Origin of the sequence: Bacillus sp. CH140a_4T (assembly GCF_008923725.1) — a bacterium.
Taxonomy (GTDB): Bacteria; Bacillota; Bacilli; order Bacillales; family Bacillaceae_G; genus Bacillus_A.
Genome location: NZ_WBPF01000005.1, coordinates 446,891 through 465,878, shown reverse-complemented (window position 1 = coordinate 465,878; position 18,988 = coordinate 446,891). Strand labels below are relative to the sequence as shown.

Here is an 18,988-nt window from a genome sequence, read left to right as displayed (position 1 = left end):
AATCACCTCACTTTTAAGTAATAGAACCATACTTACTTTGTGCAAATTCTTATTTTATATGTAAAAATTTTTATTTTAACAATGTCAACCATCGTTTACCCCAATTAAGTTGGTTTTGGTGTAACAAATTTAAAGGACTAAAAAATGTTCTTTCAAACTAGGCCATTGTGGTACTAATACTTCAAATAGATATGTACTCAGTACGAAGAAAGAGAATTAAGAGTGTACTATTTTTTTAAGAATATTTTAGTCCTGATAAAGGAAATTCTATTTGGTTTCTGCTCTTAAGTTAATCGGTTATGAGCGTGTGGGGATATCTTTCCATAGCGTCAATCATAAATGTAATTCAAAATAAAGATTCTTCTTGATAAAAGTAGACATATTTTTATGGACTATAGGAAAAAATTTAGAATGTATTACTTTGCACATTACAATTTTTTTTAAAGAAAAGGTGATTGAATGGAGCTTTCTAATGAAAGTAAAACTTATTATGCTGGAGATATTGTCTATATTTTTTATCGAAATCCCCACACTCAAGATGTAGCAAATATACAAGCCGCAGCAGTTGTAAATAACCCTGAGAGACCAAATGAATTAGCGTTGTTCCTTTACGAAACGTATTATCCACTAACAAATGAGATGGCGGTTTATTCTACGGAAGAAGAGGCAAACCAAGCGTACACTTACTATTATGGTGATATTCCAGAGGGGATGTTGGAATGAATAAGCCATTTATGCCTAAGCTCGTATATTTTGAACCTAAAGCATTAGATTATCCTTTGGGGAAAGAGCTGTTTGAGAAGTTTTCAAAGATGGATGTTGAAATTCGACATACTACTTCCCATAATCAAGTAAGAGATTTGCCAGGCGATAATGATTTTCAAAAGTATCGATTAGCAAAATCTACACTTGTTGTTGGTGTTAGAAAAACGCTGAAATTTGATACTTCCAAACCTTCAGCGGAGTATGCAATTCCTTTTGCAACAGGGTGTATGGGACATTGTCATTATTGCTATTTACAGACAACAATGGGAAGTAAGCCATATATCCGTACTTATGTAAATGTTGATGAAATCTTAGAAGCCGCTGACAAATACATGGAGGCTCGTGAGCCAGAATTAACCAGATTTGAAGCTTCTTGTACATCAGATATTGTAGGAATTGATCACTTAACACATACGCTAAAACGGGCAATTGAGCATTTTGGGGAATCAAAATACGGAAAGCTGAGGTTTGTTACAAAATTTCATCATGTAGATCATTTACTTGATGCAAAACATAATGGAAAAACAAGATTTCGATTTAGTGTAAATGCTGATTATGTTATTAAAAACTTTGAACCAGGTACGTCCCCTTTAGCTAAACGAATTGAAGCAGCAGGAAAAGTAGCTAGAGCAGGATACCCATTAGGGTTCATAGTGGCTCCTATTTATCTTCATGAAGGTTGGCAGAACGGGTATTTTCTTATGTTTGAACGTCTAGATGCTGAATTACCTCTTGATGTAAGAGATGACATTACATTTGAATTTATTCAACATCGTTTTACAAAGCCTGCAAAGAGAGTGATTGAAAAAAATTATCCTATGACAAAATTAGAATTAGATGAAGAGAGAAGAAGATATAAATGGGGGAAATATGGAATTGGTAAATATATTTATCAAAAAGAAGAAGAAGATGATATAAAAAATCAACTTTATTCATATATGAATAAATTTTTTCCAAATGCAAAATTAGAGTATTTTACATAATATAATGGAGATTCTTAATATAAAAAGTTTAATTAAAAATATGCGTTTAAAGTTCAAAATTGCATGTATGTTCATTTAGTCTAAAGTTAATGTTATAAATTAAAAAATGTAAAAAGTTATCCTTTCTAAATGTGTTAGAAAGGATAACTTTTTTATTAAATGGTATTAAATTTCTTAAGTTCAAAAGTGGATAAGAAGTACTTTACATTTCAGCTGTAGATAAAATACAGATATTTCTTATGCGCGAGGAAATCTTTTTAGTAATTTTAGATGATTTAAAACATTTATTGTAAGTAAATGTTTTGATTATTATTTAAGGACATGTTGCAGTCATTATTTTATACTGTTCCTTTCTACGAACTCAGAGAAGCTATGAATAAACTTTAGGATGAATTGCAATTCATCAATATTTTTTTGATGTATTAGAGAAGTAATGATACTCAGAAATTTAGTTATAATTGTTACTGGATTTAATTCCGTAATTTTTTCCAGTTAGCTAAGATAGGGGATTCTTCTTTTACAATTTTTTTTAGACTATTTTTTTCTTCGTTATTTTTGAGGGTTAAATCAGGATCGAGAAATGAGTGAAGGTCGTCCAAATTATCAAAAGCCTTCTGATTTTTTGATACAGATATTTGATTTTTTAAGCCGTACTTTACTCTATATTTTTCGACACCACTATGATGAGCCATTTCTAAGGTCATTTTTTCATATTTTTTAATCGTTCCTTCCAGTTCAGATATTTCAAGTTTTAGTGAATTAATTTGCTTCTCAAGTATATTATTTTGCAATTTAAAGTCATTATTTTTGGTTAACGATTCATGTAGTAAATTTTCACATGTTAACAAATGTTCTAAAAGCTTTGGTTTATCATGCATATACTTATCAACGATATCAGAAAAATTAGGTATTTCATGATGATCACCTAATTCTGACACGATTTTAATAGTAATTGGTTCGTTTGCTAGATTAATTATTTCTCTTCCCCAGTTACTCCAAACATCTTTATTATATGTTGATGGAAATTCATCGGGTTTTATTTTATTCATTTCTTCTGAAAATCTTACTAAATGAGAGATTTTAATTATTCCTGAAGGATTTCTTTCTCTGTAAAGATAAACTAATTTCTTTAATCTAGTTTGTTCCGCCGGATTGTCATATTTTCTTTTACGTCCAGCACCTTTGGGATTTTTTAATTTGCTCAATTATCTCACCTTTTACTCGAAAATTTTTGAAATAAGTACAGCATAATCATGTATTTCACTGTTTGTTAATTTAGACTCTCTAGCCAGTTCAGCTAGTTCTAAAGGATTTACTCTACAAGATTTATATTCTATTTTAATATCTTTATAAATTCTCGATAGTGTGTGTGCTCTAATTTTTAGTTTTTTGCTGTATTCAGTTTTTAATTCAACAATTTCTTTAAAATTACTTTCTATTTCTTCACGAGGGATCCAATTTTTAGAGCAGAAAATGCAAATTCTTGATTCACATCGTCTTAATTCATCTGTGCAATAGCCAATTTCGACTTCCTCTTTATACTCAAACATTTCCTCAGGAGCTAAGGACCTGTTAATTAAATCCTTTATTACAAGCGTGGAGTTATAGTTTGTATCCCTAGATGAATTTGTTAAACGATTTAATAATGTTGCTTCATACGCTTTGGAATCTATAAAAAATTCAATATGCTTTTGATAGTGGTATTGTGATTCAATATGTTGATGACCAGCCATACGTGCAATAGTTAATGGATTAAATCCTTGAATCATCATACTACAAATTGCAAAATGTCTTGTGTCATTCGGTTGGATTTTGATAATTTGTTTCTCAGCAGTAAATTCACTCAAACCATCATTAGATCTTAATTTTATTACGCTATTTTTTTCTTTTAGCCACTTTGATTTGTCTATTGGTTCCAGACCATATATATCCTTTAAAACTTCAGAATAAAAAGCATGTAGTAAATTATTAAACATATAAAGAAAAAAATGGTTTTGATTTAATATCCTACGTTTTGATTGTGTAGGATAGTTTAATGTACTACGATATACAGCAGCTGATATAAGAGTGGTTGTTTCACCGTACGAATCTGAAATGTGAATATAGCGTTTTATGAGATTGTAGAGCTCTTTAGAAATCGGTAGGGTATTAGGTACTTCAAAAGTTTTTGATGTAGCTTTTTGTTTTTGTCTAGGCAAAGTTATAAAAAAATCATTACCTTGAATAGATAGGCAGTTTCTTTTAATAGAACAAAACTCAGAAGGTCTCATTGGTATAACAGATGTTAATTTCCACCACAATAAAACTGGGAAAAACTTCAGTTCTAATTTTTCATCCCAAACGTTAGAGAATGAAGTAAGGATAAAACTAAACCTGATAATGTCTTTATAAGGGGGGAGGTCTCTGGTATTAGAAAAGAAAAACTTAGATACTATTGACCGTAATTGATTTGAAAATAATTCTATTTTAGATTTAGTTACTTGACTACCATATATGTAGTCCAAGAAATTTATTCCGGAAATTAAAACGTTGTATCGAACTGATAATTTAAATTCATTTAAAGAAGCTTCTATTTCATCGATATCAAGGCATGATAAATAATTTGTAAGAAGCAAAAAATTTTTTAAGTTATTTAAATACACTGTTGCAGAACTAGGTGCTACTGTCAGTAAATAATTTAAAATCCAACACTTGGCTTTAATTTTAATTTCAGTATCCAAGATGTCCTGAAAATTAAAATATTTACGTATATTTAGTTCTTTGTTATTTATTAAAACCCAGGAATCATCATCGAATTTTCCATCTAAAAAAACTTTGTTTAAAGTAAGTTCTGCAATAATTTCTTTTGCATTTTCAATTGAATGCTCTTTTAGAAACTCATCCTCCGAAAATTCCTGAGGATAATTAATTCCATATAAGTTACCTTGAATTTTCATTTGTGACAAGAAAAGATCACTCCTCTATAAGGTTTAATTGCTGTACAAAGACATTTTCTCCGCCAGTATAAAAACTAAATACATAGTCCTCACCAAATTTTTCTATTGCTTTAATAAGAAGGTTTTGTAATTTAAAATAGTATTTTGTTCTCTTTGTTTTACTCCATTTTTGTTTGTATTTTTATACCTTTGAATGCTATCATCAAATTCATTGAATATGGAGGTTAGTGCATAAACGTTATGCACTGCAAAGGGACATTGATTACAACTAAACATGTTAGATGGTCTATGACAATTAGGATAAATTAAACATTGTGCATCTAAGTTTTTTGATGGCATATGTCCTAAATACATTTTTCGCATGTGTTCAAATGCTTGATCTGGGGTTAAGGATAAGAGTTTATCCATTAAATTTTGTTCTTCATCGTTCATTACTTTAGATAAAAAATAAGAAAAATTTTCAACCTCAAATGGTTCGAAAAATCGTTTGAGTTGGCAAATGTCTAGTGTTCTTTGGGATAACGTACTTTCACGCTTATCTGTAAGAAGTTCAATTAAATGGTCATATAAAAAGCCAAATTCTCCTCGAGAAAATAAGTGGAGAGAGATTGTATTTCCTCCATCACTTATGTATTCCTTTGTAACTTCAGTTTTATGTTTACGTAATTTCATCACTAGTTCAAATGCTGAATTACCTTTCCCTTTTTTCTCTTGAATAGAATAAAATAAATGTTCCATCAATGAACGGTTAGCGATTAAAGGAGAAAATTTAATGTGTTTTAGATTCATATTTCTTCCAAAAAAATGATTAAAATCACTCCCTTTAATAGTATTCTTCTTTTTTCTTTCGGTCGTAAAGTCCATTATTGTTGGAATATTAGACTTCCGTCTATGAAATTCACAAATACACAATGCAGTTACCATTGGTTCAAGTAGATCAAGATTGCATGTGAAATCCCTAGGCATTCCGTTTTTAGCTGTAACTAAATTATAACTACGGATAATATTTATAATTTTTTGTGCCTTAGGTTTAGTAATTTTATGATGCGTAAGCCAATCAATGTTAGGGATACCAATAATTTCAGGCTGTATAGGGGGTATTCGAAAAACATCACTAGGTCTCCAAGCGTTAGTTAAGAGTATTATGACGAATAACCATAAATTTGCATACTGTTTATCAATAATAGCTTGATGTAAGTGTGCATCGATTTTCTGTGCATACTTATAAATTTCTAGCCAATCATCAAAACAAAGTTTTTCTTGTTCTTTTTTAAGCCTTTGTTTACGTGGATTGGGTAACTTTTTTAGTGAATATCTACATAATCTTTCTTTTTCTATAAAAGTTAAGATCCTCCATAAACAGGTTTTATGATGTGTTGAGGAGCATTTCTCAATAAATAACTGTACTTCAGTATTATCGAAAAGATAGAGTTCTTTTTTGAGGGGATATTTAATTAAATATTCTATCGCAATTAGATATTCTCTTTTATAACTGTTTAATGTATCAGGGTTAGCTTGTTTTGCTGAAAGATTTTGCTCAGTAAAAGACTTTAAGAGATCTACGGTTTCTTTAAGGCTTTCAGGAAATTTTCTTAAATCAATAAATGATTTTATATAATCGCTAAGGCTAAGGTGCGATTGTTTAAAAATAAGGTGAGATAGTTCTGGGTTATCTAAAAAAAGTTGTGCTTCTTGTTTATCATATAGATAACTACTTAAAATATTGGTGAAAAACTTCATATGCAACGGTACTTTTATAGAAGAGATAGGGATGTATTGAAAGTTATTTGGTAACTGTAATTTTTTTAATAATTCAGCGCGTGTATAATATTTTTCTCTCAGTTTTATTATTTCTTTTAAGTAATTATCGACTTCTTTTTTGCTGATTTTCCAAAACTCTTCTTGATTAATGGGTTCTATATAATCTTTAAAAAGGTTCTTATATTCAGATTTTTGCAGCAGTTTATATAAGGTTTTTTCAGTTCTTGAGGAAAGAGATGCGATACCTTTTAAAGTATAGTAGTCATAGATAGTAGAAGGGATATTGGGATTCGGAGAGTAAGCCTTTTCTATACTTTTTAAGTCATATCTTTCTAAAAGTTTAAATGCTTTTTCTTTTTTTATGTATATTTGTTTACTTATAATGAGCTTGTCATTGTTTGAAAAAACCGAAAGTAAATGTATGTGTGAAAGTTTTAACTTATTCTCTATATGCTCTAGCTTCAAATACTTATTTTCCAATAAATCTAAAAATGAATGAACAGACTCTTTTGTTATCCAAAATGTATTGTTGCCAGCATTTTCATTAATTATTCCATATTCCGTTTTCCGAAAGGTTAAAAACCCTTCTTCAACTAGAGCCATAATTGAACATAAGCTACTTTCAGCGTATCCAAGCATTTTTTTTACTGCAGAAACTGAATAATGCTCTTCTAAAAAGGTCTGTTCTTCTGCGGCGACTGCTTCTAGTTCTTCGATAGGATAATACAAGCCGCGTTCACTAATATTAGGAGGAGCTATAATAGGATTTAATTTTTTGATTTTTGTATAATATTTAATTCTAGCAAATCCAAAACCATATCTTTTATTAGCTTCTTTTGTGGAAATATGAGTAGAAAATAGTACTCTTTTTTTATCTAAAGTATTTCTAAAGGTGAGGGAGGATTCTTTTGTGATGAAAATATACTTTCCGTTGATCGGAAAAGTTAATTTTATTATTTCAAGAAGGTGAAATTCTTCAGGGAAATGCGATTGAAGATTCTGAATGCCGGTATACTTCGGTATCTGTACAAATTTTGTAAAATCATTGATGTTGAAAGAAGTATCAATTATTCCTTTTTCATAATCTAAGTATTGTAGTATGGAATCTTGCTGATAATATTTTCCGTTAAACTTAATTAGGTTTAATTCTGCTAACCGTCTAACTTTATCTGCACTGAAACCAGTTAACTCAATAACTTCTTTCTGTATTAGTAATCGACTCAAAATTTACAGCACCCTCTCTTAAAATGGAATTTATAAAATTATTGTTATATTGCTGTGCTAAACTAATTGCTTCTTCATCTAAATTATCGTTGGTGTTCATATTCTCTTGATACATCTGTTGTAAACCTTCTTGTATTTCTTCACGAATTGCTTCTTTGCTCATATAAACAAGGGCAGATTCAAGACTTTTATCTCCTCGAAGAATAGCTAACTCAGCTGGACTTTTAACGATCTTTGCCATCAGATTAGTATATATTCGTCGACCAATATGCGTCCCCCAGGTATTAGATGAAAGTAGAGAGAAATAAGCAGGCATTTTCTTTTTTACAGTCATTAAAAATTTACGCTTAACTTTATTAAAACGAGCATCATAAGTATCACCACTCATTGGATTACCATTATTATCAACAAATAGCGCATTATGTCTGTTCGATTTTTGTAACGTTTCTAATCGTATCTTCAAACTTTTTAAAATAGGGACTGAAATAGTTGGGATAACTTGAATGGGTTGTATAGGGAAAAGTTTAGTATCTCTTTTAACTGAGCAAGATGAAATATCATTTAATCTTTCCCATATATAAGGTTTGTAGCCTATCCTAACAGATAAACCATGTTCTCCATTAGGACCGATTTCGCGAAGGTCACTTCGTAAGACATTAACAACTTCACCTCTGCGTAATCCACCAAATATTTGTAGATAAATCCCAAAAGAAATTTCTGGCGCTACCAAATCAGATACTTCTAATAATAAAGTAATTAATTGGGGGTGAGGGAAGTGCTCTAGTTTAAATTCATGTCTTGTAACGTTTTTTGCTGGGAGTGAAAAACCATTTCCAATAAAAATAGAGCTAATTATTTCTTTATTATTTGCTTTGTATGTATGTTTTTCAATAACATCTGCTAATGCACCTTGAAGGATGTGTTGATCTTTTAAGAATTTAAAAAAATATCTTAAGTACAGATCTGCATGTTCTAAAGTCCCTCTAGACCTGTATACGCTATTTCTATCTTTCTTTTTTTTATATTTAGTGGTTTTTAAATAATTCAAGAAATCAACACCATGTGATAAGGTAAGTTGTTTTAAAGAACTTATTTGATAAGTACTGTATTTTTCAATTAATAGCCAATTTAAGAACTGTACAATGACATCAGCAGCTCTTTTTTGCGAGTTAAAATTGTGATCTGTTTTCCCATAGCGTTGTTTAATAAAATTGGTTGTAGGGTGAACTCTAAAAAACTTAGTCTTAGTGTCTTCAACAACTATAGTTGCATACTCCACTTGATAGTCATTTCCAATATCGACACATGCTTTCTTCACACTGAACTTGATATTTCTATTATTCGGATCCAATAGCATCCTCCTTTAGTAATCTAACCAATGCTTAAAGTCCTCCTAATTGATTAATCTCTTAAAATATCATCTTGAGATAAATTAAGTTTATCTGTAAATTACCTGTTAATCAACATATAATTCAGAATATTTATTTTAAATTTTAATTATTAGCGAAATCACCCACATAAAAGATTGTACGAAATACCGAAGCGGCCAGATATTATTATTATTGTGAATCCGATTATGCATACGTATATGAAGTGTTCAACTTACATAACAGGTTTAGCTTTACAGTATGTTGCGCCGGAAGACTTCCATCAATATAGTATTGATGAGTTTTTTATGGACATGACCGCAAGTATTCATTTGTTTGCGAGTAATCCGTGCGAGTTTGCATTAAAGTTCAAGCGAGAAATATATGAGCGTACACGGATTGAAAGTACGATTGGTATTGGTCCGAATTTATTATTGAGTAAAGTAGCGATGGATGTGGAAGCGAAAAAGAATAAAGATGGAATAACGCAGTGGACGTATGACGATATACCCGAGAAGTTATGGAGTATTAGACCGCTCAGTAAATTTTGGGGTATATCGTATAAAACGGAAATGAAATTAAATCGAAAAGGTATACATACGATTGGGGATTTAGCGCAGTACCCTTTGAAATATTTAAAACAATCATTTGGTGTAATAGGAGAAGAATTACACTTGCATAGTAACGGGATTGATTTTAGCAGAATAGCAGAGAAATATGTTCCAGCAACAACATCTATAGCGAAAAGCCAAATATTATTTCGTGATTATTCGATAGAAGAGTTCATCGTTATTTTACTAGAGCATGTAGAAGAAGTTTGTTACAGATTGAGAAGGGAAAAGAAATATGCACAAACGATTCATTTTTCAGTTGGATATAGTAAGGAATACGGAGGAGGAATAAAAAAAGCACATACGTTAAATAGAGCAACAAATTTAACGATGGACATTTACAATGTTTGTACCTATTTTTTATACGAGAGGCATACAGGAGAGCCGATTCGATCGATAAGCCTTTCCTTAACAAATTTAATACATGAAGGAGAAGAGCAAATTTCGCTTTTCGATAACATTATACAAAGAGAGAAAGAAATGAGATTAACGAAGGTTATGGACGAAATTCGAACAAGATTTGGTAAAAACAGTATTTTACGTGGAATTTCCTACACAAGCGTCGCAACAACAAGATATAGAAACACATTATTAGGAGGACACAAATCGTGAAGAATGCTAATATGCCAAAAGGAAGAGGAATGGTAAAGTGGCAACCGTTTGCTAGTATGCCAGAGCAGTTCGTCTGTATTAAAGAAATGATACAGGAGCAAACAAAAGTCCCGCGTCCAATCTTAACGCAAGATGCAAAAGAAAGGATTGAAAATAACCTGTTAATTTCATATTTAGGTGAGGAAGAGGTTTTACTTACATATTATAAAGATGGCTATCTATATAAAAATTACATAACAGTAGCTGATATAAATCCGTTAAATAAGACGATTACTTGTAAGGATGCTTTTCATAATCAAAGGATATTTAAGTTTGGTGATGTAATTGAAGTGAATTAGAGGGGGAATATCTCTTCCTAACTTAATTATATCATGTAAATCAAGTTCGAAATAGACTGTTTATTCGTATTTACTACTGCTACAATCAAGAACACATGCATAATAAGGAGAGATGTTACATGAGTTCTTTCGTTCTCGATTTTCAGGAAATAGGAAAAACGCAGCTTTCACTCGTTGGTGGAAAAGGTTTGAATTTAGGGAAGTTATCCAACATTCAAGGGATACAAGTGCCAGAAGGATTTTGTGTTACAACGGTAGGATATGAAAAGGCCATCGAGCAAAATGAAGAGTTTCACACTTTGTTGCAGCAATTAACAAAGTTGAAAAAGGAAGAGCGAGCTCAAATTGATGAAATTAGCAAGAAGATTAGAGAAGTCATTATGACAGTAAAAATCCCTTCTGATGTAGTGGAAGCGGTAGCTCATTATCTCTCACGTTTTGGAAATGAACATGCGTATGCCGTACGTTCTAGTGCTACGGCTGAAGATTTACCGTATGCCTCGTTTGCTGGTCAACAAGATACGTATTTAAATATTATCGGAGAAAAAGCGATTTTACAGCATGTAAGAAAGTGTTGGGCTTCTTTATTTACAGAGCGCGCAGTTATGTACCGCATGCAAAATGGGTTTGAACATAATCAAGTTTCTATATGTGTTGTCGTTCAAAAGATGGTTTTCCCTGAGGCATCGGGCATTTTATTTACTGCTGATCCGGTTACTTCTAACCGAAAGGTATTATCAATTGATGCAAGTTTTGGACTTGGTGAGGCATTAGTATCAGGACTGGTCTCTGCCGATAATTATAAAGTAAAAGAAGGCGAAATTACCGGAAAGATGATAGCAACTAAAAAATTAGCTATTTATGCCTTACAAGAGGGCGGAACAGAAACGAAACAGATTGATCTGGCTCAGCAAAAAATTCAAACATTGTCTGAACAACAAATTTTACAACTAGCACAGATCGGAAGACAGATTGAAGCTTATTTTGGTTGTCCGCAAGATATTGAATGGTGTTTAGTGGATGATACATTTTATATTGTCCAAAGTCGCCCAATCACGACTTTATATCCAATACCAGAAGTAAATGATGAGGAAAATCATGTGTATGTATCGGTTGGTCACCAGCAAATGATGACCGATGCGATGAAACCACTAGGGTTATCTTTTTTCTTGTTAACGACTAATGCTCCTATGCGTAAAGCGGGAGGAAGGCTGTTTGTGGATGCTACGCAACAATTAGCTTCACCTGCTAGCAGAGATTACTTAATAAACACTTTAGGAAAATCGGATCCGCTCGTAAGAGATGCATTAACGACTATAATCGAGCGAGATAATTTTATTAAAATGTTATCGGATGATGAAAAAGAAAAGAGTGTCAGGAAAAGCACGCCATCAGCAAGCTCGCAACAACAAATTGAAACCGACCGGGTAATCGTTACGAGTTTAATAAAGAATAGTCAAGCATCGATCGAAGAGCTAAAACGAAACATGAAAACGAAATCAGGGGTGGATGTACTCCATTTTATTTTGGAAGATATGCAGCAATTAAAGAAAGTATTATTTAACCCGCAAAGTATGGCTGTCATTATGGCAGGTATGAATGCTTCAACATGGATGAATGAAAAAATGGAGCAATGGTTAGGCGAAAAGAATGCAGCAGACACACTTTCTCAATCCGTACAAAATAATATTACGTCTGAAATGGGGCTAGCATTAATGGATGTTGCTGATGTGATTCGGCCATATCCAGAAGTTATTGCGTATTTACAACATGTAGAAAATGATAGCTTTTTAGATGAAGTAGTTCAATTTAAAGGCGGAGAAAAAGCTCGAGAGGCAATCGATGCTTTTCTAAATAAATACGGAATGAGATGCAGCGGAGAAATCGATATTACGAAAACGCGCTGGAGTGAAAAGCCAACAACCATTATCCCGATGATTTTAAATAATATAAGAGATTTTGAATATGGTGCGAGTAAACGGAAATTTGCAGAAGGACTGCAAGAAGCTTTGAAAAAAGAAGAAGAGTTAGTGGAGCGATTGCAGTACTTGCCGGATGGAAAACAAAAAGTAGAAGAAACGAAGCGAATGATTCGAAACATCCGTAATTTTATTGGTTATCGTGAATATCCAAAATACGGCATGATTAATCGTTATTTCATATATAAGCAGGCATTATTGAAAGAAGCTGAGCAACTTGTGCAGAGCGGTGTCATTCGTGAAATCGATGATATATACTATCTAACTTTTGAAGAGCTTCATGAAGTCGTTCGCACGAATAAACTAGATTACAAGGTTATTCATCAACAAAAAAATGAGTACAAATTATATGAAAAACTAACACCTCCGCGCGTTATGACGTCTGATGGAGAAATCATTACAGGTAAGTATAAACGAGAAAACCTCCCAGCTGATGTGATTGTAGGTTTGCCTGTTTCTTCAGGAGTTATAGAGGGGAGAGCTCGCGTTATTTTAAGTATGGAAGAAGCGAATTTAGAAGAGGGCGATATATTAGTTACTGCTTTTACTGATCCTGGCTGGACACCATTATTTGTGTCTATAAAAGGGTTAGTGACTGAAGTTGGTGGACTTATGACGCACGGAGCAGTGATTGCACGTGAATACGGATTACCAGCAGTCGTCGGAGTAGAGAATGCTACGAAATTAATAAAAGACGGACAACGAATTCGAGTACATGGAACAGAAGGATATATTGAAGTGTTGTAATGAAACAAAAGATCATCCGCTATTATAGTGGATGATCTTTTGTCATATATAGCTGGCTCATTTCTTTAAACCGGCCGCATAAAAAGGTCCATGAACAGCGATTGTTGATAAAATACGAGCAATTTCCTCAGGTGTTTCTTTTTGTCCGTTATTTAACCATTGCTGAATAACACCAATATGAGCAGATGCCATATAAGAAGCTAGATATTGGCTTGGGACAAGTAAATTCTCCTTATTAATGAGAGCGCCATTCGTATCTTCAAATATTGTTTTCCACATAAAGTCTTTCAGTTTTGTTTGGAAAGACAAATCTCCTTTTGGACTTAATACAGCTCTCATAAAATCACTATTTTCATTTAGAAATTCAAGAATAGAAGTGATAAGTATAAACGGCATTGTTGGGGAAGGATTGGACCCAAGATCCGCAATAACTTCAGGCAATCTCTGCTTGGCAATGCTAGAAAACTCATGCATAATTTCTTCTTGGCATTTCGTCATTAAATCAAATTTATCTTGATAGTGCGCATAGAAAGTACCACGATTTATGTTCGCTCTCGTTGTAATATCTTTCACTGTAATGGCGTCAAAACCTTTTTCTTCAATTAATTCCACAAATGCATTTCGTATAGCAGTTTTCGTACGAACAACACGTAAATCTAAATTACTATCGCGCAAAGCATGTCCCTCCTTAATTTTAGCCAACACATTTCAAGGATGTGTCTTATAACCGACACATTCACAATTTTTGATTATTGTATAAGGTTCAACTCGAACATATAATTCAAAATATAAATAAACAACACGTTGTTGGTTATTATAAATCAAATGTAAGGAGGAGAAAAGAAAATGTTTAAAAATAAACTTTTATTGGTATCACCAATTATTGCACTACTTGTTGTTTTTGTTTTTTCATTAACGTTATTTCCAACGGTTCAACCTCAGCCGAAAAATTTGCCAATCGCAATTGTAAATGAGGATCAAGGAGTAGAAATTCCGAATCAACCGAAGATGAATATGGGGCAAACGATTGTTGATAATATGAAAAAGACATCAAAATCAGAGGAAGAACCTGCGGTGAAGTGGGTAGAAGTGAAAAATAAAGAAGCAGTTCAAAAAGGCTTAAATAATCAAGAGTATTACGCAGCATTAGTTATTCCGAAAGACTTTAGTACAAAACAAGCATCATTACGAACACCACAGCCATCTTCGCCAGAGGTAGAAATATTCATAAATCAAGGAATGAATACAGCGGCTTCAACTATGGCAGGGCAAATGTTACATGCGATCGTTGATAATATGAATATTACTGTTCGTACACAACTATTAGAAGGATTGAAAGCAAAAGGAGCTACATTAACAGCGGAACAAGTTTCAAATGTAGTAACACCGATTACAAAGAAAGTGACAAACGTAAATGAAATCGGCAAAAATAGTGCGAACGGTAACTCGCCAATTTCTTTATTTCAGCCGTTATGGATTGCAAGTTTAGCGAGTGCGGCAATTATCTTTATTGCGATAAGTAAAATTCCAGTAGGTACAAGAAAAGAAAACTTTGTATTAAAACTAAAGCAAATCATAACAGGGGCTGTCGCGGCACTTGTCATTGGGTTCGGTCTTACATGGATTGCAGATGATATGATAGGTTTAAATATTTCAAATTTCACTGATACAGCACTGTTTTTATCTATTACATCCTTTAGTTTCTTCTTAATGATATCGGCGGTACTTTCATTAGTTGGACTAAAGGGAATCGGTTTATTCGCTCTCTTACTATTCTTCGGTGCACCTTTATTATCATTAGCACCGGAAATGTTGTCTCCATTTTACCAAGACTGGGTGTACGCATGGTTGCCAATGCGATTTATGATTGAAGGACTTAGAGAAATCTTCTTCTTTGGAAAAGGATTAAGCTGGAGTACACCCCTTACTGTGCTCGTTTGGATTGGGGTAATAAGTATGGTTATTATTTTAGCGTCTGCTTTCAAACGTAGTGTAGTAAAGGAACATAAAACGGAAGTAAATGTATAAAAGATAAAAGCGTTTCACTAGGAGTGAAGCGTTTTTATCTTTTATTAACTTATAGGTTAAAGGGAATAAAAAAGTTCGGATTTGCAGTTACTTTTTGTATACATGCTCCTGCTATTTAAAATTGCATAAAATGTTATGCGGAATAATGGAGGGGATACGATGTATAATTCGAATTATTATGATTCGTATAGGCAAAATGATAAGCTGATTCGTGATATTGAGAAAGCAATTAACGGAGAGTTTAGTGCTATAAATTGTTATGCGAAATTAGCTAATATGGCTCCAAATACGGCGGAACGAAATCAAATTCTTGAGATTCGTAACGATGAAATAAAGCATTTCCATCATTTTGTACAAATCTATACAAATTTAACGGGTCAGCAGCCGAAACCACAAATTACGGAAGAATGTCCAAATACGTACTTACAAGGATTAGAATTCGCAATACAAGATGAACAGAAGACAGTAGATTTTTATTTGGAAATTTCAGACGAAACATCGGATGCACATCTGAAAGAGTTGTTGCGCAGAATAGCTGCAGATGAACAAAATCATGCGGTGTGGTTTTTATATTATTTTGTGAAGACAAAGTGAGCATTAAGAATGAATGGCTGATGTGATGAATATATTAGAATTTATTTTAAAGCGGGGTGCAACAATTGCATGAAAAACTTAAATATAAGCATAAAGAAACCGTCTTATAAGTGGTGGGACGGTTTTTTCGCGGTGAAAAACAAGTTACATAGATATCGACAAAATATAGTAATTGAATTTGGTATATAATGTATGAAATGAAAACGAAAATAAATAAGCTAGGAGCAAATAAATGAAAAGAGGAATTACAGTAGATATTCCAAATGAATATGATAATTTACTTTGGAAAGTGTTAAAGCCAATTGATATTTCTTCATATGATTGGTGGGTAGGGAGTGAGGAGTCATATCTAATAGCACGTGGTGGATTGGAAGAGGCATTATTTCCAGAAGAACCAAGTATAGTGGAAGGATCAGATTTGAAAACTTTATTTAAAGACAATATATATTATGTTATTTTTGCAGATTTAAAAGCGTATTCAAAAGGAGAGGAAGTAGTAGATATTGAGACATATGAAGAATTTAAAGAGAGTAAGTGTGAATTAGTTTTACTAGTTGCGGATTGTACATACGTCACAATTTACGCTAAAGATCAAAAAAAGATTGAATTGATGTATGAAAACGCAAGGAATCAAGGTTATTATGTTGAATACGTTACCGACGAAAATGACGGTAGAACGCGTTTATCAGTATGATAGCGATAGGAAAGGGGAACAGCGATATGGAGAGAAATACAGTTAAAGAATATACAATTCGAACTGCTACTGAAGAGGAAAGCAATAGCATCATCACTCTATTAAAAGAAGTAGCAGAGTGGCTACAACATAAAGAAGTAGATCAATGGCAGTATTTGTTAGGTGGAGAGGCTACGGCTGAAATATTAGAAGGTATAAGAGGGGAATATACATATGTGGTTACGAAAGAAGATGAAATTATCGGTACGGTTACAGTATCTCCTAAACAAAATGAATGGGATGAACGTATTTTTGGTAAGGAGGAAGTTTCTAATTCTTTATACATTCATAGATTTGCGGTGAAACGGAAGTATAAGGGAAATGGAATTGGAGAATGGATTTTACAGTGGGTAGATGAGAATGTACAACATGACAAAGAGTTTTTGAAACTAGATTGTGTTGGACATAATCGTACGTTGAATAATTTTTATAAGAAAAATGGTTTTGAATATGTTGGGAGTACAGATGGACTTAGTAAGTTTCAAAAGAGAAGGGGTAAGTGAATGAATTTAATTAACACAGAGTTAGTTAAAAGGTTAGTACAAGAACAGTTTCCAAAATGGGCACATTTAGAAGTGAAGCCTGTAAAGTTTAGTGGACATGATAATAGAACGTTTCACTTAGGGGATGAGATGAGTGTCAGATTGCCAAGTGATGCAGCATATGCACCGCAAGTAGAGAAAGAAAATAAGTGGCTACCTATATTAAGTAGGGAACTTTCTTTACCGATTTCTACACCACTTGCGAAAGGAAATCCATCTGAATTGTATCCATGGCCTTGGTCTATTAATAAGTGGATAGAGGGAGAAACAGTTAAGAAACAAAATGTCCGTGATTTAAATGAATTTGCGGTGGACTTAGGCTCATTTTTAGTAGAATTGCAATCCATTGATGCGAGTAACGGACCGATAGCCGGAGCGCATAATTTTTACAGAGGCGGGCTTATATCTGTATATGATGAAGAGGCGAGAGATGCTATCGAAAATAATAAGGACGTTTTTGATGAAACTGTATTAAAGCACCTTTGGGATGTAGCACTTCAGTCAACATGGAACCGTAAGCCAGTTTGGGTTCATGGAGATGTTGCACCTGGAAACTTACTCGTTAAGGACGGAAAGCTTTGTGCCGTAATTGATTTTGGTATTTTAGGAGTAGGTGATCCAGCTTGTGATGCAACGATGGCATGGATATTTTTTGATAAGAATAGCAGAAATGTATTTAAAGAAGTATTGCGCTTAGATGAAGAAACGTGGAATAGAGCAAGAGGATGGGGACTTTGGAAAGCGTTAATTACATATGATGCGAATAAGACTAGTGATAAGGCAGTTGCAGAAGAATCGTATCGTGTCATTCGAGTGATTGTGGATGATTATGGGATGTAATATAAAAAAGCCGCTTTTGTTTGTAGGATTCAAAAGAGGCTTTTTTATATTATTAATCGATACTTAGAGTGCTTTTATCTTTTAAAATGTAATCGTTTTCGAATTGCACTGCTACAATTGATGGATCTTTTTTACCGCCTGATGGATTAATATGGTGAATTCATATTTTGTATTTGTAAATTGATATATTAATATATTTATGTTAATGTAAGTTAATATCACTTCATAGGAGGAGTCATCATTGAAAGCACTGTTTAAAATTACTGTAGTACTCATAGTAACGTTATTATTGATTTTTCTTTTTCCTGCTACTATAAATTGTATTTTTGGTGAGAATACCCTAAAAATATTAATGATTATAATCTATTCTTTTGGTGTTTGTATTTTTATTTATATTCAAAAATTTTCGTTATGGTTTGTTAAATTTTGTTTGGGAATTATTTATAAAAAGAAACAAAATAAAATGACGCTATTTCAATGGACGGGAATTACACGCAGTGTAGATGCTCAAATTAAAAAAATTATAGATAATAGTATTGCGAAAAATGACGCTATTGATAACCTTACGACGATAAAAAATAGAATACGACTTCATTTCCAAGACGATATTGAGAAAATGAAGACTTTTAAATTGTATTTAAAAGTGATAGTTGAAGATACAACAGCAACGACGTTTAAAACTTTTATATTAGGTATGCTATCGAGTGGATTTATAAGTTTAATAGTGCAAAATAAGCTCCATATGGTATTTCTTATGGATGTAAATTTAAAAAAAGAAGTAGGAGAAACGTTTTATTATACAGTTGGTGGAATATATACATGGATTATTATTAGTTGCATAGCGACATGGTTATTGATAATTTCTGATAGAGCAAGAGAACGAATTTTAATAGAATGTATAGACATGAGTATTAATGAAGTAGAAAAG

General features: G+C 32.6%; 15 protein-coding genes and 2 pseudogenes. 11 read left to right on the top strand and 6 right to left on the bottom strand.

The features are described 5' to 3' along the window. The first annotated feature begins 459 nt into the window (after positions 1-459). Positions 460-723, top strand: coding sequence for a transcriptional regulator SplA domain-containing protein (locus tag F8162_RS03420; RefSeq protein WP_076538621.1), 264 nt, complete (start codon positions 460-462; stop codon positions 721-723). Further along, the gene (gene splB, locus F8162_RS03415) at positions 720-1,748 is read left to right on the top strand and encodes a spore photoproduct lyase (protein WP_076538619.1); all 1,029 of its coding nucleotides are present in this window, start codon (positions 720-722) and stop codon (positions 1,746-1,748) included. Before F8162_RS03420 ends, splB begins: the two co-directional genes overlap by 4 nt. A gap of 333 nt (positions 1,749-2,081) precedes the next feature. Here splB and F8162_RS29410 read toward each other — a convergent pair. The 5 genes and pseudogenes from F8162_RS29410 to F8162_RS03390 all read right to left on the bottom strand — a co-directional run. Continuing rightward, a pseudogene (locus F8162_RS29410) lies at positions 2,082-2,195 on the bottom strand (transcriptional regulator); the annotation flags it as partial. 23 nt (positions 2,196-2,218) lie between these two features. Beyond that, entirely contained in the window at positions 2,219-2,953 is a 735-nt protein-coding gene (locus F8162_RS03405; protein ID WP_074651245.1) for a hypothetical protein, read from the bottom strand. A 12-nt stretch (positions 2,954-2,965) separates the two neighbouring features. Further along, on the bottom strand, positions 2,966-4,693 hold the full coding sequence (locus F8162_RS03400) for a tyrosine-type recombinase/integrase (RefSeq protein WP_074651246.1): 1,728 nt from the start codon (positions 4,691-4,693) through the stop codon (positions 2,966-2,968). Positions 4,694-4,786: 93 nt separating this feature from the next. Further along, a complete protein-coding gene (locus F8162_RS03395) occupies positions 4,787-7,669 on the bottom strand; it encodes a hypothetical protein (RefSeq protein WP_151634904.1) in 2,883 nt (960 codons plus the stop codon). Next, the gene (locus F8162_RS03390) at positions 7,635-9,020 is read right to left on the bottom strand and encodes a hypothetical protein (RefSeq protein ID WP_074651249.1); all 1,386 of its coding nucleotides are present in this window, start codon (positions 9,018-9,020) and stop codon (positions 7,635-7,637) included. The genes F8162_RS03395 and F8162_RS03390 overlap by 35 nt, the downstream gene beginning before the upstream one ends. A gap of 171 nt (positions 9,021-9,191) precedes the next feature. Here F8162_RS03390 and F8162_RS03385 point away from each other — a divergent pair. From F8162_RS03385 to ppsA, 3 genes and pseudogenes are all read left to right on the top strand, one after another. After that, positions 9,192-10,259 (top strand): annotated as a pseudogene (locus F8162_RS03385) (Y-family DNA polymerase); the annotation flags it as partial. Then, positions 10,256-10,597: a YolD-like family protein gene (locus F8162_RS03380; RefSeq protein WP_151634906.1), complete on the top strand. Its 342-nt coding sequence runs from the start codon at positions 10,256-10,258 to the stop codon at positions 10,595-10,597. The pseudogene F8162_RS03385 and the gene F8162_RS03380, both read left to right, overlap by 4 nt. A 119-nt stretch (positions 10,598-10,716) precedes the next feature. Further along, complete coding sequence (ppsA, locus tag F8162_RS03375; protein WP_151634908.1) at positions 10,717-13,323, top strand: phosphoenolpyruvate synthase; 2,607 nt, start codon at positions 10,717-10,719, stop codon at positions 13,321-13,323. 57 nt (positions 13,324-13,380) lie between these two features. On the opposite strand, the gene F8162_RS03370 is transcribed toward ppsA, so the two are convergent. Next, positions 13,381-13,998: a TetR/AcrR family transcriptional regulator gene (locus tag F8162_RS03370; RefSeq protein WP_318826078.1), complete on the bottom strand. Its 618-nt coding sequence runs from the start codon at positions 13,996-13,998 to the stop codon at positions 13,381-13,383. A gap of 171 nt (positions 13,999-14,169) precedes the next feature. Here F8162_RS03370 and F8162_RS03365 point away from each other — a divergent pair, with 171 nt between their 5' ends. From F8162_RS03365 to F8162_RS28645, 6 genes are all read left to right on the top strand, one after another. Continuing rightward, a complete protein-coding gene (locus tag F8162_RS03365) occupies positions 14,170-15,351 on the top strand; it encodes a YhgE/Pip domain-containing protein (protein ID WP_151634912.1) in 1,182 nt (393 codons plus the stop codon). 159 nt (positions 15,352-15,510) lie between these two features. Next, positions 15,511-15,945, top strand: coding sequence for a ferritin-like domain-containing protein (locus tag F8162_RS03360; protein WP_048527760.1), 435 nt, complete (start codon positions 15,511-15,513; stop codon positions 15,943-15,945). Positions 15,946-16,177: 232 nt separating this feature from the next. Next, positions 16,178-16,639, top strand: a complete 462-nt coding sequence (locus F8162_RS03355) for a DUF2691 family protein (protein WP_151634914.1) — start codon at positions 16,178-16,180, stop codon at positions 16,637-16,639. Between the two features lie 26 nt (positions 16,640-16,665). After that, the gene (locus F8162_RS03350) at positions 16,666-17,181 is read left to right on the top strand and encodes a GNAT family N-acetyltransferase (protein ID WP_151634916.1); all 516 of its coding nucleotides are present in this window, start codon (positions 16,666-16,668) and stop codon (positions 17,179-17,181) included. Further along, the gene (locus tag F8162_RS03345; protein WP_151634918.1) at positions 17,182-18,060 is read left to right on the top strand and encodes an aminoglycoside phosphotransferase family protein; all 879 of its coding nucleotides are present in this window, start codon (positions 17,182-17,184) and stop codon (positions 18,058-18,060) included. Between the two features lie 241 nt (positions 18,061-18,301). Next, a partial coding sequence (locus F8162_RS28645) for a hypothetical protein (protein WP_192797599.1) occupies positions 18,302-18,988 on the top strand: 687 nt, incomplete at its 3' end.